The organism is Marinobacterium ramblicola, from assembly GCF_019084545.1.
GTDB lineage: Bacteria > Pseudomonadota > Gammaproteobacteria > Pseudomonadales > Balneatricaceae > Marinobacterium_D > Marinobacterium_D ramblicola.
Genome location: NZ_JAHREP010000006.1, coordinates 88,602 through 112,429, shown reverse-complemented (window position 1 = coordinate 112,429; position 23,828 = coordinate 88,602). Strand labels below are relative to the sequence as shown.

20 protein-coding genes are annotated in these 23,828 nt (G+C 61.1%); 15 read left to right on the top strand and 5 right to left on the bottom strand.

Features of this window, described 5'->3' with window-relative positions; all coding sequences use genetic code 11:
- The first annotated feature begins 16 nt into the window (after window positions 1–16).
- Genes KQ940_RS06215 through KQ940_RS06200 form a run of 4 tightly spaced genes read left to right on the top strand, consistent with a single transcriptional unit; the run spans window position 17 to window position 3,954 of the window.
- The gene (locus tag KQ940_RS06215; protein ID WP_217412569.1) at window positions 17–1,531 is read left to right on the top strand and encodes an aldehyde dehydrogenase (NADP(+)); all 1,515 of its coding nucleotides are present in this window, start codon (window positions 17–19) and stop codon (window positions 1,529–1,531) included.
- A 7-nt stretch (window positions 1,532–1,538) separates the two neighbouring features.
- Complete coding sequence (locus KQ940_RS06210; protein WP_217412568.1) at window positions 1,539–2,474, top strand: 2-dehydro-3-deoxygalactonokinase; 936 nt, start codon at window positions 1,539–1,541, stop codon at window positions 2,472–2,474.
- Window positions 2,471–3,082 carry a 2-dehydro-3-deoxy-6-phosphogalactonate aldolase gene (locus tag KQ940_RS06205; RefSeq protein WP_217412567.1) on the top strand — a complete coding sequence of 204 codons (612 nt, stop codon included), beginning with the start codon at window positions 2,471–2,473 and terminating at the stop codon, window positions 3,080–3,082. Before KQ940_RS06210 ends, KQ940_RS06205 begins: the two co-directional genes overlap by 4 nt.
- Window positions 3,076–3,954: an SMP-30/gluconolactonase/LRE family protein gene (locus tag KQ940_RS06200; protein WP_217412566.1), complete on the top strand. Its 879-nt coding sequence runs from the start codon at window positions 3,076–3,078 to the stop codon at window positions 3,952–3,954. Before KQ940_RS06205 ends, KQ940_RS06200 begins: the two co-directional genes overlap by 7 nt.
- A 170-nt stretch (window positions 3,955–4,124) precedes the next feature.
- On the opposite strand, the gene KQ940_RS06195 is transcribed toward KQ940_RS06200, so the two are convergent.
- Window positions 4,125–5,303: a XylR family transcriptional regulator gene (locus KQ940_RS06195; protein WP_217412565.1), complete on the bottom strand. Its 1,179-nt coding sequence runs from the start codon at window positions 5,301–5,303 to the stop codon at window positions 4,125–4,127.
- Window positions 5,304–5,579: 276 nt separating this feature from the next.
- On the opposite strand from KQ940_RS06195, the gene xylA reads away from it, so the two are divergent.
- The 6 genes from xylA to KQ940_RS06165 all read left to right on the top strand — a co-directional run bounded on the left by xylA (window position 5,580) and on the right by KQ940_RS06165 (window position 13,426).
- Entirely contained in the window at window positions 5,580–6,896 is a 1,317-nt protein-coding gene (xylA, locus tag KQ940_RS06190) for a xylose isomerase (RefSeq protein WP_217412564.1), read from the top strand.
- A gap of 54 nt (window positions 6,897–6,950) precedes the next feature.
- Entirely contained in the window at window positions 6,951–7,910 is a 960-nt protein-coding gene (gene tal / locus KQ940_RS06185; protein WP_217412563.1) for a transaldolase, read from the top strand.
- A 57-nt stretch (window positions 7,911–7,967) separates the two neighbouring features.
- Window positions 7,968–9,458 (top strand): xylulokinase, encoded by a 1,491-nt coding sequence (xylB, locus tag KQ940_RS06180; protein ID WP_217412562.1) that lies wholly within the window; start codon window positions 7,968–7,970, stop codon window positions 9,456–9,458.
- A 133-nt stretch (window positions 9,459–9,591) separates the two neighbouring features.
- The gene (gene xylF, locus KQ940_RS06175; protein WP_217412561.1) at window positions 9,592–10,593 is read left to right on the top strand and encodes a D-xylose ABC transporter substrate-binding protein; all 1,002 of its coding nucleotides are present in this window, start codon (window positions 9,592–9,594) and stop codon (window positions 10,591–10,593) included.
- A gap of 102 nt (window positions 10,594–10,695) precedes the next feature.
- The gene (locus KQ940_RS06170) at window positions 10,696–12,228 is read left to right on the top strand and encodes a xylose ABC transporter ATP-binding protein (RefSeq protein WP_217412560.1); all 1,533 of its coding nucleotides are present in this window, start codon (window positions 10,696–10,698) and stop codon (window positions 12,226–12,228) included.
- The gene (locus tag KQ940_RS06165) at window positions 12,221–13,426 is read left to right on the top strand and encodes a sugar ABC transporter permease (RefSeq protein ID WP_281419211.1); all 1,206 of its coding nucleotides are present in this window, start codon (window positions 12,221–12,223) and stop codon (window positions 13,424–13,426) included. Before KQ940_RS06170 ends, KQ940_RS06165 begins: the two co-directional genes overlap by 8 nt.
- Before the next feature lie 59 nt (window positions 13,427–13,485).
- Here the strand turns inward: KQ940_RS06165 and KQ940_RS06160 are convergent, their stop codons facing one another.
- From KQ940_RS06160 to KQ940_RS06145, 4 genes are all read right to left on the bottom strand, one after another.
- Window positions 13,486–14,511: an aldose epimerase family protein gene (locus KQ940_RS06160; RefSeq protein ID WP_217412559.1), complete on the bottom strand. Its 1,026-nt coding sequence runs from the start codon at window positions 14,509–14,511 to the stop codon at window positions 13,486–13,488.
- Between the two features lie 291 nt (window positions 14,512–14,802).
- Complete coding sequence (locus tag KQ940_RS06155; RefSeq protein WP_217412558.1) at window positions 14,803–15,603, bottom strand: ATP-binding cassette domain-containing protein; 801 nt, start codon at window positions 15,601–15,603, stop codon at window positions 14,803–14,805.
- A gap of 16 nt (window positions 15,604–15,619) precedes the next feature.
- Window positions 15,620–16,693 carry an ABC transporter permease gene (locus tag KQ940_RS06150; protein ID WP_217412557.1) on the bottom strand — a complete coding sequence of 358 codons (1,074 nt, stop codon included), beginning with the start codon at window positions 16,691–16,693 and terminating at the stop codon, window positions 15,620–15,622.
- A 222-nt stretch (window positions 16,694–16,915) separates the two neighbouring features.
- Window positions 16,916–17,938, bottom strand: a complete 1,023-nt coding sequence (locus tag KQ940_RS06145) for a sugar ABC transporter substrate-binding protein (RefSeq protein ID WP_217412556.1) — start codon at window positions 17,936–17,938, stop codon at window positions 16,916–16,918.
- 247 nt (window positions 17,939–18,185) lie between these two features.
- On the opposite strand from KQ940_RS06145, the gene KQ940_RS06140 reads away from it, so the two are divergent.
- The 5 genes from KQ940_RS06140 to KQ940_RS06120 all read left to right on the top strand — a co-directional run bounded on the left by KQ940_RS06140 (window position 18,186) and on the right by KQ940_RS06120 (window position 23,817).
- Complete coding sequence (locus KQ940_RS06140) at window positions 18,186–19,196, top strand: LacI family DNA-binding transcriptional regulator (RefSeq protein ID WP_217412555.1); 1,011 nt, start codon at window positions 18,186–18,188, stop codon at window positions 19,194–19,196.
- A 73-nt stretch (window positions 19,197–19,269) separates the two neighbouring features.
- On the top strand, window positions 19,270–20,541 hold the full coding sequence (locus KQ940_RS06135) for a sugar ABC transporter substrate-binding protein (RefSeq protein WP_217412554.1): 1,272 nt from the start codon (window positions 19,270–19,272) through the stop codon (window positions 20,539–20,541).
- Window positions 20,542–20,617: 76 nt separating this feature from the next.
- Window positions 20,618–21,742: a carbohydrate ABC transporter permease gene (locus tag KQ940_RS06130; protein ID WP_217412553.1), complete on the top strand. Its 1,125-nt coding sequence runs from the start codon at window positions 20,618–20,620 to the stop codon at window positions 21,740–21,742.
- 3 nt (window positions 21,743–21,745) lie between these two features.
- Window positions 21,746–22,615, top strand: a complete 870-nt coding sequence (locus tag KQ940_RS06125; RefSeq protein WP_217412552.1) for a carbohydrate ABC transporter permease — start codon at window positions 21,746–21,748, stop codon at window positions 22,613–22,615.
- Window positions 22,616–22,683: 68 nt separating this feature from the next.
- Window positions 22,684–23,817, top strand: a complete 1,134-nt coding sequence (locus KQ940_RS06120; RefSeq protein ID WP_217412551.1) for an ABC transporter ATP-binding protein — start codon at window positions 22,684–22,686, stop codon at window positions 23,815–23,817.
- Window positions 23,818–23,828 lie beyond the last annotated feature (11 nt).

The window sequence follows — 23,828 nt, the reverse complement described above, 5'->3', positions numbered from 1 at the left end:
TTGCAGGAGTAAGACAATGTTGACAGGCCAACATCTGATCGCCGGTCACTGGTTGGGCGGTAGCGAGACATTCGATCTGATACCGGCTTCCGGGCCGGTACGCAGCTTCGCCGTGGGCACGCCGGCGGAGGTGGAGCAGGCGGCACGGGCAGCCGAAGCCGCCTTTGCCACCTTCAGTTATACAACTCGGGCGCAACGGGCCGCGTTTCTGGATCGGATCGCCGACGAGATCGACGCTCGCGGCGATGCGATCACCGAGATCGGTTGTCAGGAGACCGGTCTGCCGCAGGCGCGACTGATCGGCGAGCGGGGTCGCACCGTCGGTCAACTGCGGATGTTTGCCCGCCATATCGAGGCCGGTGACTACCTGGATCGGCAGCACGACGCCGCACTGCCGGAGCGGCAACCGCTGCCGCGTCCCGACCTGCGCCTGATGCAACGCCCGGTGGGGCCGGTGGCGGTGTTCGGCGCCTCCAACTTCCCGTTGGCGTTCTCCGTGGCCGGTGGCGACACCGCCTCGGCGCTGGCCGCCGGGTGCCCGGTGATCGTCAAGGGTCATGCCGCCCACGCCGGTACCGGTGAGTTGGTGGCGCAGGCGATCGATGCCGCTCGCCGCGCGCTTGAACTTCATCCTGGCGTGTTCTCCTTCATCCAGAGCGGTAACCGCGATGCGGGCCAGGCGCTGGTGCAGCATCCCTTGGTGAAGGCGGTCGGTTTTACCGGTGGCCTGACCGGCGGTCGCGCCCTGTTCGACCTCTGTACACAGCGTCCGGAACCGATCCCGTTCTTCGGCGAGCTGGGCTCGGTCAACCCGATGTTCCTGATGCCGACGGCATTGGTTCGGCGCGGTGGCGAACTTGCCCAGGGTTGGGCCGCTTCGCTGACCATGGGGGCGGGACAGTTCTGTACCAATCCGGGGGTGGCGGTCCTGATCGACAGCGATGAGGCCGACGCCTTTATCGAGGCGGCAACCGGAGCCTTGGCCGAGGTCGGCGCCCAGACCATGCTGACCGATGGCATCGCCCAGGCCTATCGCGAAGGTGTCGGTCATCTGCAGGACTCGGCCAATGTACAGCAGCGAGTGGGTAGCCCCTGCGACAACCGTGACGCTACCCCCTATCTGTTTGTCACCACCGGGGCGGCCTGGTTGCGTGACGCCACCCTGAGCGAAGAGGTGTTCGGCCCGCTGGGGCTGGTGGTCAAGGTGGCCGACCTGGACGAAATGCTGCAGGTGGCCGGCGCGCTCGAGGGACAGTTGACCTGCACGCTGCAACTGGATGCACAGGACATCCCCCAAGCGCGGCGACTGATGCCGATACTGGAGCGTAAGGCGGGGCGGGTGCTGGCCAACGGCTTCCCCACCGGGGTCGAGGTGTGCGACGCGATGGTGCATGGTGGCCCTTATCCCGCCTCCACCAACTTCGGCGCCACCTCGGTGGGCAGCATGGCGATCCGCCGTTTCCTGCGCCCGGTCTGCTATCAGAACCTGCCGGTGGAGCTGTTGCCCGCTGACCTGCAGACGCTCGGGTGATGCTGTCTTGAATCTCGATTGGATCGCCGTGGATTGGGGCAGCACCCGTCTTCGCGCCTGGGCCTGTTCACGTGACGGCAGCGTGCTGCAACGGGCCGATTCGGCCCAGGGCGCGGCAGGATTGGCTCCGGAGCAGTTTGAACCGGCATTACTGGAGTTGGTGGAACCCTGGCTGACGACCGAGAAAAGAACAACGGTTATCGCCTGCGGTATGGCTGGGGCACGTCAGGGCTGGATCGACGCACCTTACAGTGCAGTGCCCTGTAGGCCACTTTCTGTCGAGCGGCTGATCGAAGCGCCGGTGACCGATCCGAGGCTGCGAGTATTGATCGTGCCGGGGCTCAGCCAGGCCTCTCCGGCCGACGTGATGCGTGGCGAGGAGACCCAACTGGCCGGCGTGTTGGCCGCACAACCCGGTTACCGGGGCCTGGTCTGCCTGCCCGGCACCCACTGCAAATGGGCCGAGCTGCAGGAGGGGCGGGTGATCGCGTTTCGCACCTTCATGACCGGCGAACTCTATGCGCTGCTGTCGCAATCCTCGGTACTGCGTCACAGCCTGCATGCCGATACCGATACAGGCGATGGCTGGGACAGTAACGTTTTCGTCGAAGCCACACGGCAGGCACTCGGCCACCCGGAACAGGTATGGGCCGAGCTGTTCGGCCTGCGGGCGCAGGGTCTGCTGCACGGCCAGGCGCCGGCAACGGCCCGTGCCCGCCTCTCCGGCCTGCTGATCGGCGCCGAACTGGCGGCAGCACGCAGCTTGTGGCAGGGCCGAAAAGTCACCCTGGTCGGCAATATCGGTCTGCCGGCGCTCTATCTGGAGGCGTTGCGCGCGCAGGATATCGAGGTGCAGGCCCTGAATACGCAACGCACCACCCTGGACGGATTGACACAGGTGTTCACCCTGATATCTGCCGAATCACAGGAGACAACCCGATGAGTCGCAACCTGATCGCCATCCTCAGGGGGATCCGCCCCGAGGAGGCCGAAGCGGTCACCGCCGCGCTGATCGAGGCAGGCATCACCCGCATCGAGGTGCCGCTGAACTCGCCGGACCCGCTGCGCAGTATCGCCGGCATGGCCCGCAGCTTCGGCGCGGATGCCGAGATCGGCGCGGGTACCGTTCTCGGTAGCGGCGACGTACGCGCCGTGGCCGATGCCGGCGGAGGCTTCATCGTCGCGCCCAACTTCAACCCTGAGGTGATGCGGGAGAGCGTCCGACTGGGACTGGATGCCTACCCCGGCGTGCTGTCGCCGACCGAGTGCTTCGCCGCCCTGGCCGCCGGGGCCAAGGCGCTGAAGGTGTTCCCTGCCTGTATGATGGGGCTGGATGGATTGAAGGCGATCCGCGCCGTGCTGCCGCCCGATGCGCAGGTGCTGATGGTCGGCGGCGTGGATGACGGCAACTTCGGCCAGTGGTTGGCCGCCGGCGCCAACGGCTTCGGTATCGGCTCGGCGCTCTATCGGCCGGGTAAATCGGTGGCGGAGGTGGCAGCGGATGCCGCGCGGATGGTGGCCACCTATGACCGGGAGCTGACAACATGGTGAAAGAGACAGGTGTGAAAACCTACGACGAGCGGCCCTGCACCTTAGGCGAGGGGGCGCTTTGGCACCCGGAACGGCAGCAGCTGTTCTGGTTCGATATTCTCGGCAACACTCTGATGACCCTCAACGACGAGGGGGTGGCCGATCAGTGGCACTTCGACGAGCATGTGTCGGCGGCCGGTTGGATCGATCGTGACACTTTGCTGATCGCAAGCGAGAGCGGCCTTTACCGCTTCGACATCGACACCGGCGCACGCGAACCGGTCTGCCCGCTCGAGGCCGACAATCCGGTAACCCGCTCAAACGACGGTCGCGCCGACCCCCGGGGCGGCTTCTGGATCGGCACCATGGGCAAGGCAGCAGAGCCCAACGCCGGTGCGATCTATCGCTACTATCGAGGCGAACTGCGCCGACTGATCGCGCCACTGACCATCCCCAATGCGATCTGCTTCTCACCGGAGGGGAGATACGGTTACTTTGCCGATACGGCAAAGGGGGCGATCTGGCGTGTAGAACTGGATGGGGAGAGCGGCTGGCCCGCGGGCGAGCCGGAGCTGTTTATCGACTGCAGACGTGAAGGGGTAAACCCGGATGGTGCCGTGGTCGACAGCGAGGGGCGGCTGTGGAACGCGCAGTGGGGCGCCTCGCGTATCGCCTGTTATGACCCCGATGGCCAATTCGTGACGGCGATCGCCTTCCCGACCGAGCAGATCAGCTGCCCCGCCTTCGGCGGTGCCGACTTCAGCCGGCTGTTCGCGACCTCGGCCAGGGAGGGGATGTCGGCCGAGGAACTGAGTGACCAACCGAAGGCTGGGTGTACCTTCGTCATCGGCACCGAAGTCAGCGGGCGGGCGGAGCCGAGGGTGTTTCTCTAGATATGCTTGCCAAGGGCCAGGCCGGAATATGGCAACGAACCTGCCAAGGTCGGAAGGGGTAGTGCTTTTTGGGACCGTCGCCGACACGGATGTCGGCGCCGAGCGTACAGGGAAGTATTCACCGCGTGTCCCGGAAAGCAATACCCCTTTCGACCCCTCGCCCTCTAAAGTTACTCGGCAATATTCAATTGGCTGATGCGATAATCCTTTGGCGTCATATTCAAGTGCTTGCGAAACACGTTGTACAGGTAGTGAACCGACGGGTATCCGCATAGGCCGGCAATTTCGGCGATCGGTAACTCGGTGGTGGTGATAAGCGTCGTCGCCCGTTCAAACTTGGTGAGATGTATCTCGTCGTGAACCGTCTGCTTGCGCTCCTGCCGAAACCGTCGTTCCAGACTGGAGCGTGATACGCCGATGTGATCGCTGACCTGATCCACCTTTATCCCCTTGCAGGCATTGAGGCGAATAAAGTGCATCGCCTGGATCACGACAGGGTCTTTCAAAGCCTTGAAGTCGGTGGACTGACGCTCGATAACGCCGGTCGGCGGGATCAGCTTGCGTACCGAGCGTAGCTCGGCGCCCTGAAGCGCCTGATGGAGCAGCTTGGCCGCATGATACCCCATCGCGCGACACCCCTGGCCGACCGAACTCAGCGGCACCCGGGTCAAATGTCGGGTCAACTCCTCGTTATCGATCCCGATCACTGAGACACTGTCCGGCACCAGAAGACCCAGATGTTCGCACACTTGTAGCACGTGTCGAGCCCGCGAATCGGTGACCGAGATGATGCCGATCGGTTTCGGCAGAGCCTTCAGCCATTCGGCGAGGCGGTCCATATCCTCCTGCCAGGTCTCGGGGCTGGTTTCTCCGCCTTCGAAAATCCTGCACTCATAGCCATCCTTCGCCACCAGACGGGAAAACTCCTTCTCCCGCTCTTGCGCCCATCTTTTTTTAGGGCTGGGCGGCAGCCCATAGCAGGCGAAATGCTCGAGCCCCTTGTGTTTCAGATGTTGGTATGCTTCGCGTACCAGCGACTGATTGTCGGTCGCGACATAGGGTACATGGGGGTAGTCGGCTTCATCCATGTATGAACCGCCTATCCCTATCACCGGGGCGCCGATATCCTTCAGCGCTTCCGCTATCTCCGGGTCGTCGAAGTCGGCAATGACGCCGTCGCCCATCCACTCCTTGATGTGATCGATGCGACAAAGGAAATCCTCTTCGAGAAATATATCCCATGCACTCTGAGATGCCTGAATATATTCGCCGATCCCCTGGATGATCTGGCGGTCGTATACTTTGTTGGCATTGAATAACAGCGTTATTCTGTAGGTGTTGTTATTCATATCACTTCTTGAAACCGTGCAATGCGGTTCTGATCGATTCGGCTGTCCGATCGATCCATGCGCTCGATAGCAGTGTACCAGTCGTCGATGGCCGAATGAATCCACCCGCCCGCGCAGTGCGGGAAAATTTCATAACACCTTTCCAAAAAACCGCAATTGCGGCGCTTTTTCATATCTCGCAATAATGATTCAAAGCATGGAAATCTGTTGAAACCGGCCCGGTATCGGACCGACGACCCAACATGTCATCGCAATATAAATATAAATGAGGCGAGTATGGCTGCTTATTTTAGAGATATAGATCGAGTCAAGTATGAAGGTCCTGAAAGCGATAACCCTTTCTCATTCCGCCACTATAACCCCGATCAGGTGATTCTGGGTAAAACCATGAAAGATCACCTGCGCATGGCGGCATGCTATTGGCACAATTTTGTCTGGAACGGGTCGGATGTGTTCGGGCAGGGAACGTTCGAGCGTCCCTGGCAGCAGCCGGGGGACGAGATGGAGATGGCGCTGCTGAAGGCCGATGTCGCATTTGAGTTCTTCAGGAAACTGAACATCCCCTACTACTGCTTCCACGACGTGGACCTGTTTCCGGAGGGCGGTTCCGTCAAGGAGTACCTCGAGCGTTTTGCACGGATGGAGGAGGTGTTGGCCGCGAAACAGGAGGAGAGCGGCGTCAAGCTCCTGTGGGGCACCGCCAACTGCTTTTCCAATCGCCGCTATATGGCCGGTGCAGCCAGCAACCCGAACCCGGAGATCTTCGCCTACGCGGCAACGCAGGTCTGTGCGGCGATGGGGGCGACCCGGCGTCTGGGCGGTGCCAACTATGTGCTCTGGGGTGGCCGCGAGGGGTATGAGACGCTGCTGAATACCGACCTGCGCCAGGAGCGCGAGCAGCTCGGCCGTTTCATGCAGATGGTGGTCGAGCACAAATACAAGATCGGCTTCGAAGGCACGATCCTGATCGAACCCAAGCCGCAAGAGCCGACCAAGCACCAGTACGACTATGACAGTGCAACCGTGTACGGCTTCCTGAAACAGTTTGGCCTGGAGAACGAGATCAAGGTCAATATCGAAGCCAACCATGCCACCCTGGCCGGTCACTCCTTTCACCATGAGATCGCGACCGCTATCTCACTCGGTATTTTCGGCTCCATCGATGCCAACCGCGGCGACGCGCAACTGGGCTGGGACACCGATCAGTTCCCGAACAGCGTCGAGGAAAACACCCTGGTGATGTACGAAATACTGAAAGCGGGTGGCTTCGTCAACGGCGGCTTCAACTTCGACGCACGCCTGCGCCGAATGAGCACCGATCCCGACGACATGCTGCATGGCCATATCGGCGGCATGGACGTACTGGCGCTGTCGCTCAAGCGTGCGGCTGCAATGGTGGAGAACGATCGGTTGTCGGAGCTGGTGGAACGCCGCTATGCGGGCTGGAAAAGCGGATTTGGGCAAAAGATCCTGCAGGGCGAGCTGTCACTGGCCGACCTGCAACGGTATGTGGTGGACAACGATCTCAAGCCGCAGCCTGTTTCAGGGCAGCAGGAGTATCTGGAAAACCTGGTCAATCGTATTATCTATTAAAGGACAAGGGATGAACTTCGGTTATTTTGTCGAAGTTCTACCCGATTATATGTCATGCCTACCTTGTTGGAAGAGTTAAAACGTTACAGCGTCGTTGTCGCCGATACCGGTGATCTTGATTCGATCAAAAGGTTTTCACCGGAAGATGCCACAACCAATCCGTCATTGATACTGCAGGCAGTTAGTTCCGGTAAATACGATGCGGTAATCAAACAAATATTATCGGAAGCGAAAAAGGGAGCCGATAAAACCCTCGATGAACTCTGCGATAGATTGATCGTTGCGATGGGGCGGGAGATTCTCGAGCGGATACCCGGTCGGGTATCCACCGAAGTCAACGCGCGTCTGTCGTTCGATACCGAAGCAAGCGTCGACAAGGCAAGAGGGCTTATCCGGCTGTACGAAGAGGCCGGTGTGGACCGGAGCCGTGTGCTGATAAAGCTCGCCGCAACCTGGGAGGGGATCAAGGCCGCCGAGGTGCTGGAGCGTGAGGGTATCGGCTGCAATCTGACGCTGATCTTCAGTTTTGCTCAGGCGCGTGCATGTGCGGAGGCCGGGGTGTGGCTGATCTCACCGTTCGTCGGACGGATTCTCGACTGGCATCGGAAAAATGAACCCGATGTTCGGTATGAGCCGGACAGGGAGCCCGGCGTGATATCGGTCCGGAAAATTTATGAGTATTTCAGAGAGCACAATTACCCGACCATCGTGATGGGGGCGAGCTTTCGTAATATCGGCGAGATAACGGCCCTATGCGGTTGTGATCGCCTGACGATCAGTCCGGCTCTATTGGAACAGTTGTCGGCCACCGACGGTGTGTTATCGCCGATACAGGTGAACAGCCCGACCCCGCCATTAATACCGGCCGAACCCCTTGGCGAATCCGAATTCCGTTGGTTGATGAACGAGGATGCCATGGCAACGGAAAAGCTGGCCGAAGGCATTCGGGGTTTCGAAGCAGACCAACTGAAACTTGAAGCGCTATTACTCGATAGGCTGCAAGGGCTTTCATGACGCACGGTAAAACCCGGTGTAGTCGAAGGCCGGCAGCATTGGAGGGAGAGTCTGACCATGTATATGGGCGTTGACTGCGGTACGCAGGGTACCAAGGTTGTTCTACTGGATTCCCGGTCGGGTGTTATTTGCGGGGAGGGGTATGCCCCCCACGAGTTGATCAGCGACGCCAATGGGCGGCGCGAACAACACCCGGCCTGGTGGATCGAGGCATTCCTGAAGGCGTATCGCAGCGCGCTCGGTCAATTCGGCGGTGATAGCCGCGCCATTCGTGGTATCGGCATCTCCGGACAGCAACACGGGATGGTGTTGCTGGACGACCAGGGAGCGGTTATCCGACCGGCCAAGCTCTGGTGCGATACCGAGACCGCCGCCGAGAATGCCGAGTTGATAACCCTGCTCGGCGGCGAGAAGGGGTGTATCGAGCGTTTGGGTCTGGTTGTTGCGACGGGCTATACCCTGTCGAAGCTGCTTTGGGTCAAGCGCCATGAACCGGAGCATTTTCAGCGCATCGCAACCCTATTGCTGCCGCACGACTACCTCAACTACTGGCTCACCGGTGAGCGGGTGACCGAATACGGGGACGCATCCGGCACCGGCTATTTCGATATCCGCACGCGGCAGTGGGCGCCCGAGGTACTGGATCTGATCGATGAGAGCGGGCGTCTGGCCAAGGCGTTGCCGCGCTTGATCGAATCCGACCGGCCGGTCGGCAGGGTGCGGGCCGATATCGCCGAACTGCTCGGTCTCTCCAAGGAGGTGATCGTCTCAAGTGGTGGCGGGGACAATATGATGGGGGCGATCGGTACCGGCAACATCCAGGACGGTATCGTGACCCTGAGCCTGGGTACATCCGGCGCGCTGTATGCCTATTCCAGCCAGGCGCCGTTAAACCCCAATCCGTCGGTGGCGCCGTTCTGCTCTTCGAACAACGGCTGGCTACCGTTGGTCTGCACGATGAATCTTACCGGTGTGATCAACCAGGTGCGTCAGCTGTTCGGCTACGATCTGGCGCGGTTCAACAGCGCCGCCGCCGAAGCGCCGATCGGGTCGGCCGGCATTACCATGCTGCCGTTCCTGAACGGTGAACGGGTGCCCGCCCTGCCTCTGGCGAAAGGCAGCTTCCTGGGGTTGCAGATGCACAATCTGACACCGGGCAATCTGTGCCGGGCGGCGATAGAGGGCACCACCTTTGGATTGAAATATGGCCTGGACCTGCTGCGGGAGTCGGGTATCGAAAGCCGTCAGATCCGTCTGATCGGGGGCGGTGCCAACAGCGTGCTTTGGCGGCAGATCGTCGCCGACATCATGGATGCCGAGGTGATCTGCCCCGTCATTGGCGAGTCCGCGGCGCTCGGTGGCGCCATTCAGGCCGCCTGGTGTGTGGAGGCGATGAGCGGCTCGAGCGCTTCGCTGGCGGAACTCTGCGAGCGCTTCGTCAAGCTGGACGAGCGCTCTTTGGCACTGCCCCAACCCGGTGCGGTGGCGCAGTACCGGGGTGTCTATGCGGAGTACCGAGCGCAGTTGGCGCGGATTCACTGCTCTTGAGTTGTGGCAGTTCATCCTGAACATAAAAAAAGAAAAAGGGAGATTAAATAACGTAATTGAAGCGCCAAAACGGCCACTGTGTAATGAGTCAGAGATGACCGCTCTACCTAGAAAAATAACGAGGAGCTTTATGATGAAAAAAGTGTTGACCCTGGGCCTGGCCCTGATGACCTCCGTTGCTGCCCTGTCCAGTTCTCTGGCTCAGGCGGCGCCAAAAATCGGTCTGTTGATGGCGGACCTTAGAATCGAACGCTGGCAACGTGACCAGAATCTGTTCGAGAAGAAAGCCAAGGAGCTGGGTGCCGAGGTCTATGTGCAGTCGGCCAACGGCAGCGAACAGACGCAGATCGGCCAGATCGAGAACATGATCTCCCGTGGCGTCGATGTATTGGTGATCGTGCCCCAGAACGGCGAGGTGCTCGGCAACGCGCTGGCGGAAGCCAAGCGCGAAGGGATCAAGATTCTGGCCTATGATCGTCTGATCAAGAACGCCGATATCGACCTCTATGTCTCATTCGACAACGTGCGCGTCGGCGAGATGCAGTCCGAGGCACTGATCAAGCGCGTGCCCAAGGGCAACTACTTCCTGATCGGCGGTTCGCCCACCGACAACAACGCCAAGATGTTCCGTCAAGGGCAGATGAACGTGCTGCAGCCGGCGATCGACCGTGGCGATATCGTCATTGTCGGTGACCAGTGGGCCAAGGACTGGATGCCGGAAGAGGCGATGAAGATCATGGAGAACGGTCTGACCGCCAACGACAACCATATCGATGCGGTCGTGGCCTCCAACGACGGTACTGCCGGTGGCGCGGTTCGGGCGCTCGGGTCCCAGGGGCTGGTCGGCAAGGTGGCCATCTCGGGTCAGGACGCCGATCTGGCCGCAGCTCGCCGTATCATCAAGGGTGAGCAGACCATGACCGTCTACAAGCCTATCTCCAAGCTGGCGAGCGCCAGTGCCGAACTGGCGGTCAAACTGGCCAATGACGAGCCGATCAAGACCGAGCAGGTTCTGAATAACGGCTTTACCGATGTTCCCGCCTATCTGCTGGACCCGATCGCGGTCGACAAGAGCAATATCGACGAGACCGTTATCGCCGATGGCTACCACACGCACGACTCTGTCTATCAATAAGGCTTGAGCTGAAAGAAAAGTCTCCGCCGTACTCTTGATGCAGCCTGGCTGCCGGGCAGACGGCGGAGACGCGCCTTGATTGGCTTGAAGTTTGAGGTAGCTATGAGTGAGTTTTTGCTCGAATTGCGCAACATCGTCAAGGAGTTCTCCGGCGTCAAGGCGCTGAACGGGGTGACGCTGACGGTCAAGCCGGGCGAGGTGGTCTCGCTGTGCGGCGAGAACGGCTCCGGGAAATCGACCTTGATGAAGGTGGTCAGCGGCGTATGGCCCCACGGCAGCTACAGCGGCGAGATCATCTTCGACGGTCGCCATCTGGAGGCAAAGGGGATACGCGACAGCGAAGCGGTCGGTATCGCCATCATTCACCAGGAGCTGGCGCTGGTGAAGGAGATGACGGTGTTGGAGAACATCTTCCTCGGCAACGAGATCACGCACTGGGGAAGATTGAACACCGAAGCGATGTTCAAGCGGACGCAGGAGCTGCTGAAGCGGGTGCAACTGGATATCAATCCGGACACTCCGCTGAAGGAGCTGGGCGTCGGTCAGCAGCAGTTGGTGGAGATCGCCAAGGCGCTGAACAAGAACGCCAGGCTGTTGATTCTCGATGAACCCACCTCCTCGTTGACCGAACGGGAGATCGAGCTGCTGCTGGAGATCGTTCGCCAACTGCGCCGGGAGGGGATCAGCTGCGTCTATATCTCGCACAAGCTCAACGAAGTGCTGGCGCTGTCGGACCGGGTCACGGTGATCCGCGACGGTGAACTGATCGGCACCTGCGACGCGGACTCGCTGACCCAGAACGACATTATTCAGATGATGGTGGGGCGCGAGCTTGATCAGCTGTTCCCGCGGGAAGCGCACCCGATCGGCGATGTGATCCTCGAGGTCAACCGCGCCTATGCCTGCAAGCCCGGCGCGTCGCGCCCGCAGGTGGACGATATCAGCTTCAACCTGCGCAAGGGGGAGATTCTCGGTATAGCCGGGTTGGTCGGTTCCGGTCGTACCGAACTGATGCAGTGCCTGTTTGGCTGCTATGAGGGGGAGTCCCGCGTCGATATCACTCTGCACGGCCGCAAGCTGAATATCACCAACAGTCGTGAAGCCCTGGGAGCGGGGATCGCCATGGTGCCGGAAGACCGCAAGCGTCACGGTATCGTGCCGATCATGTCGGTCGGTCGCAATATGACGCTGTCGAAACTGGACTTCTACTCCCGTTGGGTCAGCGGCGTCAACGAACAGGCCGAGTATGTGGATGTACTGGACTACATCAGGCGGCTGACGGTGAAAACCGCGTCGACGGAGTTGGCGATCAAGAACCTGAGCGGCGGCAATCAGCAGAAGGTGATTCTGGCGAAACTGCTGATGACCGAGCCGGAGGTGCTGATTCTGGACGAGCCCACCCGGGGTATCGATGTCGGCGCCAAGTATGAGATCTACAAGTTGATGTATGAACTGGTCAATCAGGGCATGTCGATCATCATGGTGTCTTCGGAACTGCCGGAGGTGCTGGGGATCAGCGACCGCGTGTTGGTCATGCACGAGGGGCGACTCAAGGGCGAGTTCGACCACCGGGGGCTGACACAGGAGATGATCATGGATTGCGCGATAGCCGAGGAGATAAGAAGCCATGATTAAAACCCTTATGGGTGCCGTTGCACCTTTGTCTCGGGATCGCTCGCCAGGCCAGGGTACCGGGCCCGTGGTGTCGATGCTGAAACGTCTGACCACCGCACAGATGCAGATGCTGGTGATGGTCGCGGCGTTGCTGATCATTGCCGTGTTCTTCACCCTCGCCACGGATGGCTCCTTTATTTCGTCCCGTAACGTCTCCAACCTGATCCGGCAGACCGCAATCGTCGGCATTCTGGCGATCGGCATGGTATTCGTGATCATCTCCGCCGAGATCGATCTGTCGGTGGGGTCGATGATGGGGCTGCTCGGCGGCATCGCCGCGATCATGGATGTCTGGTATGGCGTACCCCTGCCGCTGACCATCCTCATCACCCTTGCATCTGGCCTGCTGCTGGGGTTGTTCAACGGCTGGTGGGTGGCGTATCAGAAGGTACCCTCCTTCATCGTCACGCTGGCGGGGATGCTGGCGTTCCGAGGCGCCTTGGTCGGTTTGACCGACGGCTCTACGGTGGCCCCCACCAGCGGTGCCCTGAGCAGCATCGGCCAGAGCTATCTGCCCGGTGGCTGGGGCTGGAGCTTCGGGATCCTGGTCGGCGCGGGGCTGCTGCTGTCAGTGATGAAAAAACGCGGCTCCCAGCGCCTGCATGATCTGAAACCGGCGCCGGTGGCGTTCGATTACGGAAAGGCCGGCGTCACCGTATTGGCGTTGCTGGGGTTGCTCTGGGTGCTGGAGGAGTACCGCGGCTTGCCGACGCCGGTACTGATCATGGCGGCACTGATCCTGGTGATGACGCTGGTCTCCCGGCGTACCGCCTTTGGTCGCAGGATCTATGCGATCGGCGGCAATCTCGAAGCGGCCCGGATGTCTGGCGTCAACGTCGAGATGAACAAGATGCTGGTGTTTGGGCTCAACGGACTGATCGTGGCGATCGCGGCGCTGATCCTGACCTCCCGGCTGGGGGCGGGCTCTCCGTCGGCGGGCAATATGGCGGAACTCGATGCCATCGCGGCCTGTGTGATCGGCGGTACCAGTCTGGCCGGCGGTATCGGCAGCGTATTCGGTGCCATCATGGGCGCGCTGATCATGGCCAGTCTGGACAACGGCATGAGTATGCTGGATGTGCCGACCTTCTGGCAGATGATCGTCAAGGGCGGGATTCTGCTGTTGGCGGTATGGATGGACGCCAAGACCCGCAAGTAATTGGTTTCGGGGCTGCTCCAAACGGAGCGGCCCCTTACCATGTCAGGAAGCGGAACGCTTTAGAGGGTTGGCTCCGGCCCCGGAGCGAACTTCCACTCGATCAGATGCTCGTACACCTCGCCGGGCTCCAATCGCGCCGACGGGAAATCCGGCCGGTTGGGGCTGTCCGGGTAGGTCTGCGGCTCCAGCGCGATCCCGGCGGCCGGATGCAGTGGTCGGCCCTCGCGACTGCTCAGCGCCGGGCTGAAATGGCGGGCAAGGTAGAACTGCAGCCCCGCCTCGGTAGTGGAGAGGCTCAGGCTGCGTCCGCTTTCCGGGTCGGTCAGCCGCGCCACCGGGCGCAGTTGGCCCCGCGCGCCGTCGAGGCAGAAGTTATGGTCGTAGCCGCCGCTTTCGTCCAGTCGTTCACTAATCGACTTTTCCTCTCTGAAATCGAACGCCGTGTCCTCCACCGAGCTGCGTCCCGGCAGCGGGATCAGCTGTTCATCCACCGGTAGATACTCGTCTGCGTCGATCTGCAGCAGATGATCGGCCGCGCTGCGGCTGAAGTCGCCGCTCAGGTTCCAGTAGGCGTGGTTGGTCAGATTGACCACCGTAGGACGGTCGCAGGTGGCGGTGATCAGGCATTGCAGCCGGTCTTCGTCGATGATGCGGTAGGTCACCTGGATCTTCATCGTGCCGGGGTAGCCCTGGTCGCCGTCCGGCGAGGTGAGTGCAAAGGTGACGGAGCGATAGTCGAACGCGAGGGTGTCCCAGTGGCGGCGGTCAAACCCCTCTGCGCCGCCGTGCAGTTGGTTGGGCCCTTCGTTGGCGCTCAGCGCGATCGGTGTGCCGTCCAGTTCGAATCGGGCTTGAGCGATACGGTTGGCAAAGCGGCCGCAGATGGCGCCGACATAGCTGTCATGGGCGGGGTAGTCGTCGAGTTGCGGAAAGCCCAGCGCGATGTTGGTTTCGCTGCCGTCGGGGTTGCGTAGATAGAGCGCCGTGAGGCGGGCGCCATAGCTGCAGAATTCGGCCCGGATCAGATCGCTGTGCAACTCGAGGATGCGGGGTTCATGGCCGGCGAAGGGGGATGCGGTGGGCATCGGGAAATCCTTATGTTTATTGTTTTTAGAGACTGATTGGAATCACTTGATAGCCAAGCGCGGTGCCCGGGCCGAAAGAGGTGTTGGTATCCGGGACACGCTGTGAATACCTCCATGTACGCTCGGCGTCGGCATCCATGCCTCCGACGGTCCCGGACACCAACACCTCTTCCTGCCCAAAAAGTCGGGTGCGAGACTCCAAGCAGCCTGATAAGACCTCATCATACAATAAAAAAAGCGGCCCGAATGGGGCCGCCAAAATCGCTAGATGATGCAGGGAATATAAGGCAGTCAGGCCGCAAACGCCCCCGCCGGATGGTCGTTCGGGTCCATCGCGCCGGTCATGATCGCCACCGCATCGGACATGCTGTGGGTGTCCGGCTTGACCACCGCGACGCGCTGGCCGAGGCGGTGGATATGGATGCGGTCGGCCACTTCGAACACGTGCGGCATGTTGTGGCTGATCAGCACCACCGACAGGCCGCGGTCGCGTACGTCCTTGATCAGGTTGAGTACCCGGCGCGACTCCTTCACACCGAGCGCGGCGGTGGGCTCGTCCATGATCACCACATGCTTGGCGAAGGCCGCCGAGCGGGCCACGGCCACCCCCTGGCGCTGGCCGCCGGAGAGGGTTTCCACCGCCTGGTGGATGTTCTGGATCGTCAACAAACCCAGTTCCGACAGCTTGGCCTTGGCCTGCTCATCCATCGCCTTGCGATCGAGCATCTTGAACACCTTGCCGAGGATGCCGGGCTTCAGCAGCTCGCGACCCAGGTACAGGTTGTCGGAGATGTTGAGCGAAGGGGAGACGGCCAGGTTCTGGTACACCGTTTCGATCCCCGCCTTGCGTGCATCCATCGGGCTTTTGAAGTTGATCGGCTTGCCGTCGAGCAGTATCTCGCCCGCATCGGGTACCAGCGCGCCGGAGAGCGCCTTGATCAGCGAGGACTTGCCGGCGCCGTTGTCGCCGATCACGGCGAGGATCTCGCCTTCGCGCAGTTCGAAGTCGGCACCGTCGATGGCGGTGACATGGCCATAGCGCTTGACCAGACCACTGGCCTTGAGCACGAGTTTCTGAGTATCGGTTGTCATGATCACAGCCTCCTGATTAGACCTTGCGGATCCACTGGTCGAGTCCGACTGCGATGATGATCAGCAGCCCCACGGTAAAGTCTTGCCAGAGCACATCCACGCCGGACAGTGCCAGACCGTTGCGGAATACGCCCACCACCAGGGCGCCGATCAGGGTGCCGAAGATGGAGCCGCGTCCGCCGAACAGGGAGCAGCCACCGATCACCACGGCGGTGATGGAATCCAGGTTGGCCATCATCCCGGCCTGCGGGCTGACGGAGCCGATGCGGCCGATCAGGGCCCAGGCGGCGACCGCGCAGAAGAAGCCGGCTACGATGTAGACCGAGCGCAGGATCTTGTCGGTACGGATACCGGCCAGGCGAGCGGCGGCCGGGTCATCGCCGGTGGCGTAGACATGGCGGCCCCAGGCGGTCCAGTTCAGCGCGTACCAGACGATCACGAACAGGGCCAACATCATCAGCGAGCCGTAGGTGAGGCGGGCGCCGAACATCTCGATACTCTGCCCGGTCCAGTGCAGGATCGGCGCGGCAGCGTCGATCGCCTGGGAGCGGATGGTCTGGCTACCGGAGTACCAGAGGTTGAGCGCGAAGAAGATGTTCCAGGTGCCCAAGGTAACGATAAAGGGCGGCAGTCGGAACAGGGTGACCAGCAGGCCGTTGATGTATCCGGCCAGGGCGCCGGCGAACAGACCGAGTCCGAGTGCCAGCACGGGCGGCAGGCCGAACTCGACGCCGAAGCGGCCCATGATCACGGAGGTCAGCACCATGATGGCACCCACCGACAGGTCGATACCGGCGGTGAGGATGATCAGGGTCTGGGCGATACCCAGAATGCCGATGATGGTAACCTGCTGCACGATCAGCGACATGTTGAACGGGTGCAGGAAGCGCTCCCCGACGATGCTGGTGAACACCAGTATCGCCATCATCAGTACGATGGCCGGTGCCGCGGTCGGGTAGCGGTGGAAAAAGTGATGAAGGCGCGTCAGCAGCGGCTCTTTTTCCGCTGTGAACTTGGCAAAATCGCCGCTGGCGGAGGCTGCGACCAGCTCATGCTCGGCTGTTGCAGGTTTGGCGTTGGAGCTTGCCATGAGAGGTCTCCTGTTGAGTTGATTGCGAGCGATTTGGAGTTAAGGGGCGGGGTGGTGGGCAGGGAGGGGTATTACCGCCCGGGACACGCTGTGAATACATCCTTGTAAGCTCGGCGCCGACATCCATGTCGGCGACGGTCCCGGTCGGCAACACCCCTCCCTGCCTTGGCTAGCCCGGCGCGGGACTCCAAACGCTCTGGGAGAGGGCGTGGAGGCCGGGTATCAACCCCAGCAGATATCCATCCCTTCCTGGGCGCTCTTCGACTCCAGACCACTGACCGGCTTGTCGGTGATCAGCTCGACACCGGTGTTGACGAAGTCCAGACCTTCCGAAGCCATCGGCTTTTCACCGGTCTTGGCGTAGGTCATCACCGCTTCGACACCCTTGGCCGCCATACGCAGCGGGAACTGCATCGAGGTGGCGCCGATCACGCCGGCCTTGACGTTATCCACCCCCGGGCAGCCGCCGTCGACGGAGACGATCAGCACATCCTTGTCGCGACCGACGGCACGCAGCGCCTCATAGGCACCGGCAGCGGCCGGTTCGTTGATGGTGTACACGACGTTGATGCCGGGATCTTTCTGCAGCAGGTTCTCCATGGCCCGGCGGCCGCCCTCTTCGGCGCCCTGGGTCACGTCGTTACCGACGATACGCGGATCGTTTTCGTCACCGATCTTCTTCGGGTCGGCCAGGTCGATACCGAAGCCCTTGAGGAAGCCCTGATCGCGTGCCACGTCGACGCTGATCTGGCTGGTATTGAGGTCGAGCATGGCGATCTTGGCGTTGGCCGCCTTGTCGCCCAGTTGCGCGGCCGCCCACTGGCCGATCAGCTCACCGGCCTTGAAGTTATCGGTGGCGAAGGTGGCGTCTGCAGCGTCGGCGGGGGAGAGCGGGGTATCCAGCGCGATCACCAGCATACCGGCTTTACGGGCGCGGTCGATCGCGGGGACGATGGCGGCGGAGTCGTTCGGGGTGATCAGGATGCCCTTGGCGCCGGCGGCGATCAGGTTCTCCACCGCCTGTACCTGGGATTCGTTGTCACCGTCGAACTTACCGGCGAAGGTGCGCAGCTCGATGCCGTTGGCCTCGGCCTTCATCACCGCACCCTCTTTCATCTTGACGAAGAAGGGGTTGGTGTTGGTCTTGGTGATCAGACCGACGATCGGTTTATCGGCGGCGGAAGCAAAAGAGGTGCAGAGAACACCGGCCAGAGCCAGGGCGGAGACAATTGCTTTCTTTTTCATTGGGGACTCCCGTTGTTTTAATTTTTATCGAGTGTGCAGCGGTTGGTCCGCTGGGTAGGATCGATTAAATGGCCGGGAAATGAATACAGAATGTCGGGCGAAAATTATTTGGTTAACAATTGAAACAGAGCGGGCGCTCCCAAGGTTTAGGTGAGCCTGGCTAATGCTTATGTTGAATAGAATTTGACAACGTTGTCTCTGTTGGATTACTGTTCGACAACGTTGTCATTCATCGGGCGTTTCTGTGATGGTATCGATCAAAGATGTAGCCGAACATGCCGGCACCTCCTTCAAGACCGTATCCCGGGTGATCAATAACGATCCCGGTGTGCGCGAGGAGACCCGCGAGCGCGTGCAGGCGTCGATCGATGCCCTGGGCTACCGCCCCAACAGTGCCGCGCGGATGATGCGCAATCAGAAGTCCGGCGTGATCGGTTTTATCTCCGATGAGGTGGTCACCCAGCCCTATGCCGGCGAGCTGTTGCTCGGCGCGCAGGAGGTGGCCAGCGAACACGACAAGGTGCTGATGGTGGTGAACATCGAGCACGATCGTAAACGCCAACAGCGTGCCATCGACATGCTGCTGGAGCGTCGGGTCGAGGCGCTGGTCTATGCCAGCTACTACCACCGCGAGATTGAGCTGCCGCAGGAGATGCTGCAGGTGCCCTCAGTGTTGGTGAACTGCTTCACCACCGAGGCCGAGCTGCCGACCTTCGTGCCCGACGAGGTTCAGGCCGGATACGACGCCACCCGGCTGCTGATCGAGCAGGGGCACAGTCGCATCGGCATGATCACGCTCAATCCGCAGATCGTCGCGTCGCGCAAGCGTCTGGAGGGTTACCGTCGTGCGCTTGACGAGGCGGGGATCGCCTTCGACGGCGAGCTGATCGTGCAGGGCGAGCCACGCTTCGACGAGTCCGCCGAGGCTGCCAGCGTCGCCTTCGCCGTCGACACCCTGATGGCCCTGGACAAGCGCCCCACAGCGTTGGTCTGCGGCAAGGATGAATTTGCCATGCAGGTCTACTTCCTGCTTGCACGCTTCGGCTTGCAGGTCGGTCGCGACCTGGCCGTTACCAGTTTCGACAACCAGCGCCTGATCGCGCCAGGCCTTACCCCAGGCCTGACCACGATGGAGCTGCCGCATCTCGAGATGGGCCGCGCCGCGCTGCATTGTCTGTTCAACCGGACCGATGACAGGAGTACCCGGTTGATACCCTTTTCACCGATCGTGCGTGAGTCGCATCGGCTGAAAGTCTGAAAAGCTGTACCCGTTCAACAATAGCCGTTCAGCCATCCATTCAATTGGGCACAATAAAAACAAAGGAAAACGCATGAAAAACACCTATCTCTCCGTTCTGCCTTACGCTGTGATGACAACGTTGTCATTGTCTGCCGTCGGTGCCAGTGCCGCACCGGCCGAGATCAAGCTCTGGCGTCATGAAACCAGCAATATCGCCGAGATTCAGGTCAGTAAGGATGCGATCGACCGCTTCAACAAGTCGCAGGACAAGTGGCGTGTCGTGGCCGAGATGATCCCGGAAGGCTCGTACACCGAGACTGTTACCGCCGCTGCCCTGGCCGATGAACTGCCCTGTATCCTGGATATGGATCAGCCGGTGGTGCCGAACTTTGCCTGGTCCGGCTACCTGCGCCCGCTCGAAGGGCTGGTCTCCAAGGAAGCATTGGACAGCCTGATCGACAGCGCCAAGGGTACCTACAAGGGCCAGGTCTACTCCGTAGGTCAGTTCGATGTAGCGCTGGCGCTGTTTACGCGCAAGTCTATCCTCGACAAGTACGGTATCCGTCAGGCCACCATGGAGCAGCCCTGGAGCAAGGAGGAGCTGCTTGATGCCCTGGCCAAACTGAAGGCGGGCGGCGAATACCCCTATCCGCTGTCGATGCGCACCGGTTGGACCGGCGAGTGGTACTCCTACGGCTACACACCCTGGCTGCAGAGCTTCGGCGGCGACCAGATCAATCGCGGCAACTACACCGCAGCCGAAGGCGTACTGAACGGTAAGGCTGCTCTGGCCTGGGGCGAGTTCTTCCAGGATCTGTTCGAAAAAGGCTACGCAGATCGCAACCCGAGCGACGACAAGGCGTTCATCCAGGGCCGCTCGGCGCTCGATTATGTCGGTAGCTGGGAGATGGATAATCACTCCCAGCGTTGGGGCGAGGATCTGGTGGTGATGCCGGTACCGAACTTCGGCAACGGGCCGGTGATCGGCGGCGGTTCCTGGCAGTGGGGCGTGACCCAGTCCTGCGCCGATCCGGAAGGGGCGGCGAAGTTTGTCGAGTTTATCCTGCAGCCCTCCGAGATCGCCGAGATGTCGGAAGTAACCGGCATGATCCCGTCGTCATCGGATGCGGCACGCCTGACCAAGCACTACCGTGAAGGCGGCGACTGGCGCTTCTTCTACGATTACTCGGCAGCCTACGCCAAGTTGCGCCCGGCAACTCCGGCCTATCCGATCATATCCAGCACCTTCGAGACCATGGCACGCAACATCAAGGATGGCGCCAACGTGCAGGATGCGCTGGATGAGGCGGTCGATACCATCGAGCGCAACATCGCCGACAACAAAGGCTATGGCTTCAATTAATAAAAACGGTCGTTAAGCCTCCGTCGCCCCGAAAAAGGGGCGGCGGATCCAAACGATCAATAGCGAGACCTACCCCATGAATGCGGATACTTCAGCATTAAAGGGCACTGCACTGCCGATCCCCTCTGCGGGTGCAGCCGAGCCCTACCGACCGCCCAGGCGTCGTTACGTTTTCCTGTTGAGCACGCCGGCGCTGCTGGGACTGTTTATGTTCCTGATCCTGCCGTTCCTGATGGCGGTGGGGATGTCCTTCACCGACCAGCGTCTGCTGTCGCCGAACGAGACCGAATGGGTCGGCATGCGCAACTACGACCGCCTGCTCAGCGTGAACTGGCTGGTGCAGGAGCCGGTGACGGTCGACGGCAGCGTGCAGAGAGACGCCGACGGCGAGCCGACCTATCCGCGCCTGCGCACCCTGCTGCGCCAGGATCCGGCCTACGATGGGTACAAGGAGCTGACCAGTTGGAGCCTGGGCGACAAGCGTCTGGTGGTATTGGCGAAGGATCCGCTGTTTATTCAATCCTTTCTGAACACCCTGCAGTTCGTGCTGCTGGTGGTGCCCCTGCAGTGCGGCATGGCATTGGGGCTGGCGTTGCTGATCAACCGCCAACTGAAGGGGATCTACCTGTTCCGCACCATATTCTTCTCGCCGGTGGTGACCTCCATCGTCGTGGTTTCGATCGTCTGGAGCTTCCTCTACCACCGCGATCTGGGACTGTTCAACCACTACCTGCAGGCGATGACGTTCGGCCTGATCGGGCCAATCGACTGGCTCGGCGACCCACAGTGGGCGATGCCCTCCATCGTGCTGATGTCCGCCTGGCAGGCTGCCGGTGTGCAGATGCTGATCTTCCTCGCCGGTTTGCAGGGAATCTCGGCCGATCTCTATGAGGCCGCTGAACTGGATGGCGCCGGTACCTGGAGCAAGTTCTGGCACGTTACGCTGCCGGGCCTTAAGAACACCACGGTATTCGTCATCATCAGCACCACCATCCAGGCGTTCGGGCTGTTTACCCAGGTCGACGTGATGACCCGCGGCGGCCCCCAGGGCTCCACCTCAACCGTGATGTACCACGCCGTTACCAAGGGATTCCGCGAACAGGATATCGGCTATGGCTCCGCCATCAGCGTGATCTTCTTCCTGGTGATCCTGGTGATCGCGCTGCTGCAGAAACGTTTCTTCGACAAGCGGGAGGGCTAAGCGATGACTCGACTGACAAAACTGGGCTGGTACCTGCTGCTGGTCGCTTTCGGCTACGTGTTCCTGTTTCCGCTGCTGTTCATGCTGGTCTCCTCGCTGAAGCCGGAGCAGGAGATCTTCGCCGACCTCTACAGCATCCGCGCTATTCTGCCGGTGGGCGAGCTGTCGCTGGAGAACTACCGCCAGGTGTTCGCCAAGAGCGATGTCCTGCTCTACTTCCGCAACTCGGTGCTGATCACCTCGGCCACCGTGGTGCTGGGCCTGTTCGTCAACAGCCTGCTGGCGTTTACCCTGTCGCGCTTGGAGTGGAGCGGACGCAAGTATGTGCTGTCGGCGGTGATCGCGCTGATGATCATCCCGCTGGAGGCGATCGTGGTGCCGCTGCTGCTGCTCGTCTCCAAGCTGCCCACCATCGGCTGGGAGCAGGGGATGCTGGTGCTGAAGAGCTCCTGGCTCAATACGCTGGAGGTGCAGATCCTGCCATTCGTGGCCAACTCCTTCTTCATCTTCCTGTTCTACCAGTTCTTCCGCGACATCCCGAAGGACTTCGACGAGGCTGCCGAGCTGGATGGCGCCACACCGTTCCAGATCTACCGCCACATCATCGTGCCGATGTCCGGGCCGGTGTTCGCCACCGTGGCGATCCTGCACTTCCTGCTGATGTGGAACCAGTACATCTGGCCGATCATGGCGGTGCAGGGCGAAGACGCCCGACCGGTGATGCCCGGCATCCAGATCTTCTTCGGCCGCCAGACCGGCTGGGGCGAGATCATGGCCTATGCCTCCTTCGTCACCCTGCCGGTGCTGGCGGTGTTCCTGGCGTTCCAGAAGATGTTCGTGCGTAGCCTGGCCGGTGCCGGCATCAAGGGCTGACCTGAATTTACGAGTGTGAATCGATACAGCCGGTCCTGCACAAACAGGCGACCGGCGGGAGAATAAAAATGGCAGATCTTAAACTGACCAACGTGTTCAAGCGCTACGGTGAGATCGAGACGATCCACGGTATCGACCTGGATATCAAGGATGGCGAGTTCGTCGTCTTCGTCGGCCCCTCCGGTTGCGGCAAGTCCACGCTGCTGCGCATGATCGCGGGCCTCGAGCAGATCAGCGAGGGCGACCTGCATATCGACGGCGAGTGCGTCACCTCGGTGGCGGCTTCCCGTCGCGGCGTGGCGATGGTGTTCCAGTCCTATGCTCTCTATCCGCATATGAGCGTGCGCGAAAACATGGCCTTTGGCCTGAAGATGGCCAAAACGCCGAAGGCGGAGATCAAGCGCCGCGTCGACGAGGCCGCACAGATCCTGCAGCTCGAGGCTCTGCTGGATCGCAAGCCGAAGGCGCTCTCCGGTGGCCAGCGCCAGCGCGTGGCGATCGGCCGCACCATCGTGCGCAACCCCAAGGTGTTCCTGTTCGACGAGCCGCTCTCCAACCTGGACGCCGAACTGCGCGTACAGATGCGGGTGGAGATCGCCAAGCTCCACGCCCAGCTCAAGAACACCATGATCTACGTGACCCACGACCAGACCGAAGCGATGACCATGGCGGACAAGATCGTCGTGCTGCGCGCCGGCAACATCGAACAGGTGGGCACGCCGCTGGAGCTATACCTGAACCCGGTCAACGAGTTCGTCGCCGGTTTCATCGGTTCGCCGCGGATGAACTTCTTCGAGTGTGACGTCACCGGCCAGAGCGCCGACGCTCTGCAGCTGCGCCTGCCCTGCGGCCGCGAGGTGGAGCTGGAAGCCGATATCGCCGACGCGCCAGCGATGTCCAAGGTGAAACTGGGTATTCGCCCCGAGCATCTGCAGGAGGACGCGAGCGGTGAGGTGCCGATCGGCGTCGAGGTCGATGTAGTCGAGCACCTGGGCGGTACCACCTACGTCTACGCCCGCTACGCCGAGAAGGAGCTGATCCTGCAGGCGGGCGGCCTGAGCAAGATCCAGCCGGGCCAGCGTCAGCAACTGAGCTTCAATCTGGACCGCTGTCACCTGTTCGACTGCAACGGCAAGAGTCTGCGCAGCGCCAAGCCGGTACCGGAGAAGGCACCGATGCAACTACAGGCGCAGGTCGGCTGAGCAGAAGACAG

Coding starts and splice junctions, on each gene's coding strand:
- KQ940_RS06125 (WP_217412552.1), top strand. CDS start 21,746: ATGACTCGACTGACAAAACTGGGCTGGTACCTGCTGCTGGTCGCTTTC.
- KQ940_RS06130 (WP_217412553.1), top strand. CDS start 20,618: ATGAATGCGGATACTTCAGCATTAAAGGGCACTGCACTGCCGATCCCC.
- KQ940_RS06200 (WP_217412566.1), top strand. CDS start 3,076: ATGGTGAAAGAGACAGGTGTGAAAACCTACGACGAGCGGCCCTGCACC.
- KQ940_RS06170 (WP_217412560.1), top strand. CDS start 10,696: ATGAGTGAGTTTTTGCTCGAATTGCGCAACATCGTCAAGGAGTTCTCC.
- KQ940_RS06140 (WP_217412555.1), top strand. CDS start 18,186: ATGGTATCGATCAAAGATGTAGCCGAACATGCCGGCACCTCCTTCAAG.
- KQ940_RS06205 (WP_217412567.1), top strand. CDS start 2,471: ATGAGTCGCAACCTGATCGCCATCCTCAGGGGGATCCGCCCCGAGGAG.
- xylB (WP_217412562.1), top strand. CDS start 7,968: ATGTATATGGGCGTTGACTGCGGTACGCAGGGTACCAAGGTTGTTCTA.
- xylA (WP_217412564.1), top strand. CDS start 5,580: ATGGCTGCTTATTTTAGAGATATAGATCGAGTCAAGTATGAAGGTCCT.
- tal (WP_217412563.1), top strand. CDS start 6,951: ATGCCTACCTTGTTGGAAGAGTTAAAACGTTACAGCGTCGTTGTCGCC.
- KQ940_RS06155 (WP_217412558.1), bottom strand. CDS start 15,603: ATGACAACCGATACTCAGAAACTCGTGCTCAAGGCCAGTGGTCTGGTC.
- KQ940_RS06215 (WP_217412569.1), top strand. CDS start 17: ATGTTGACAGGCCAACATCTGATCGCCGGTCACTGGTTGGGCGGTAGC.
- xylF (WP_217412561.1), top strand. CDS start 9,592: ATGAAAAAAGTGTTGACCCTGGGCCTGGCCCTGATGACCTCCGTTGCT.
- KQ940_RS06165 (WP_281419211.1), top strand. CDS start 12,221: ATGATTAAAACCCTTATGGGTGCCGTTGCACCTTTGTCTCGGGATCGC.
- KQ940_RS06160 (WP_217412559.1), bottom strand. CDS start 14,511: ATGCCCACCGCATCCCCCTTCGCCGGCCATGAACCCCGCATCCTCGAG.
- KQ940_RS06145 (WP_217412556.1), bottom strand. CDS start 17,938: ATGAAAAAGAAAGCAATTGTCTCCGCCCTGGCTCTGGCCGGTGTTCTC.
- KQ940_RS06195 (WP_217412565.1), bottom strand. CDS start 5,303: ATGAATAACAACACCTACAGAATAACGCTGTTATTCAATGCCAACAAA.
- KQ940_RS06150 (WP_217412557.1), bottom strand. CDS start 16,693: ATGGCAAGCTCCAACGCCAAACCTGCAACAGCCGAGCATGAGCTGGTC.
- KQ940_RS06120 (WP_217412551.1), top strand. CDS start 22,684: ATGGCAGATCTTAAACTGACCAACGTGTTCAAGCGCTACGGTGAGATC.
- KQ940_RS06135 (WP_217412554.1), top strand. CDS start 19,270: ATGAAAAACACCTATCTCTCCGTTCTGCCTTACGCTGTGATGACAACG.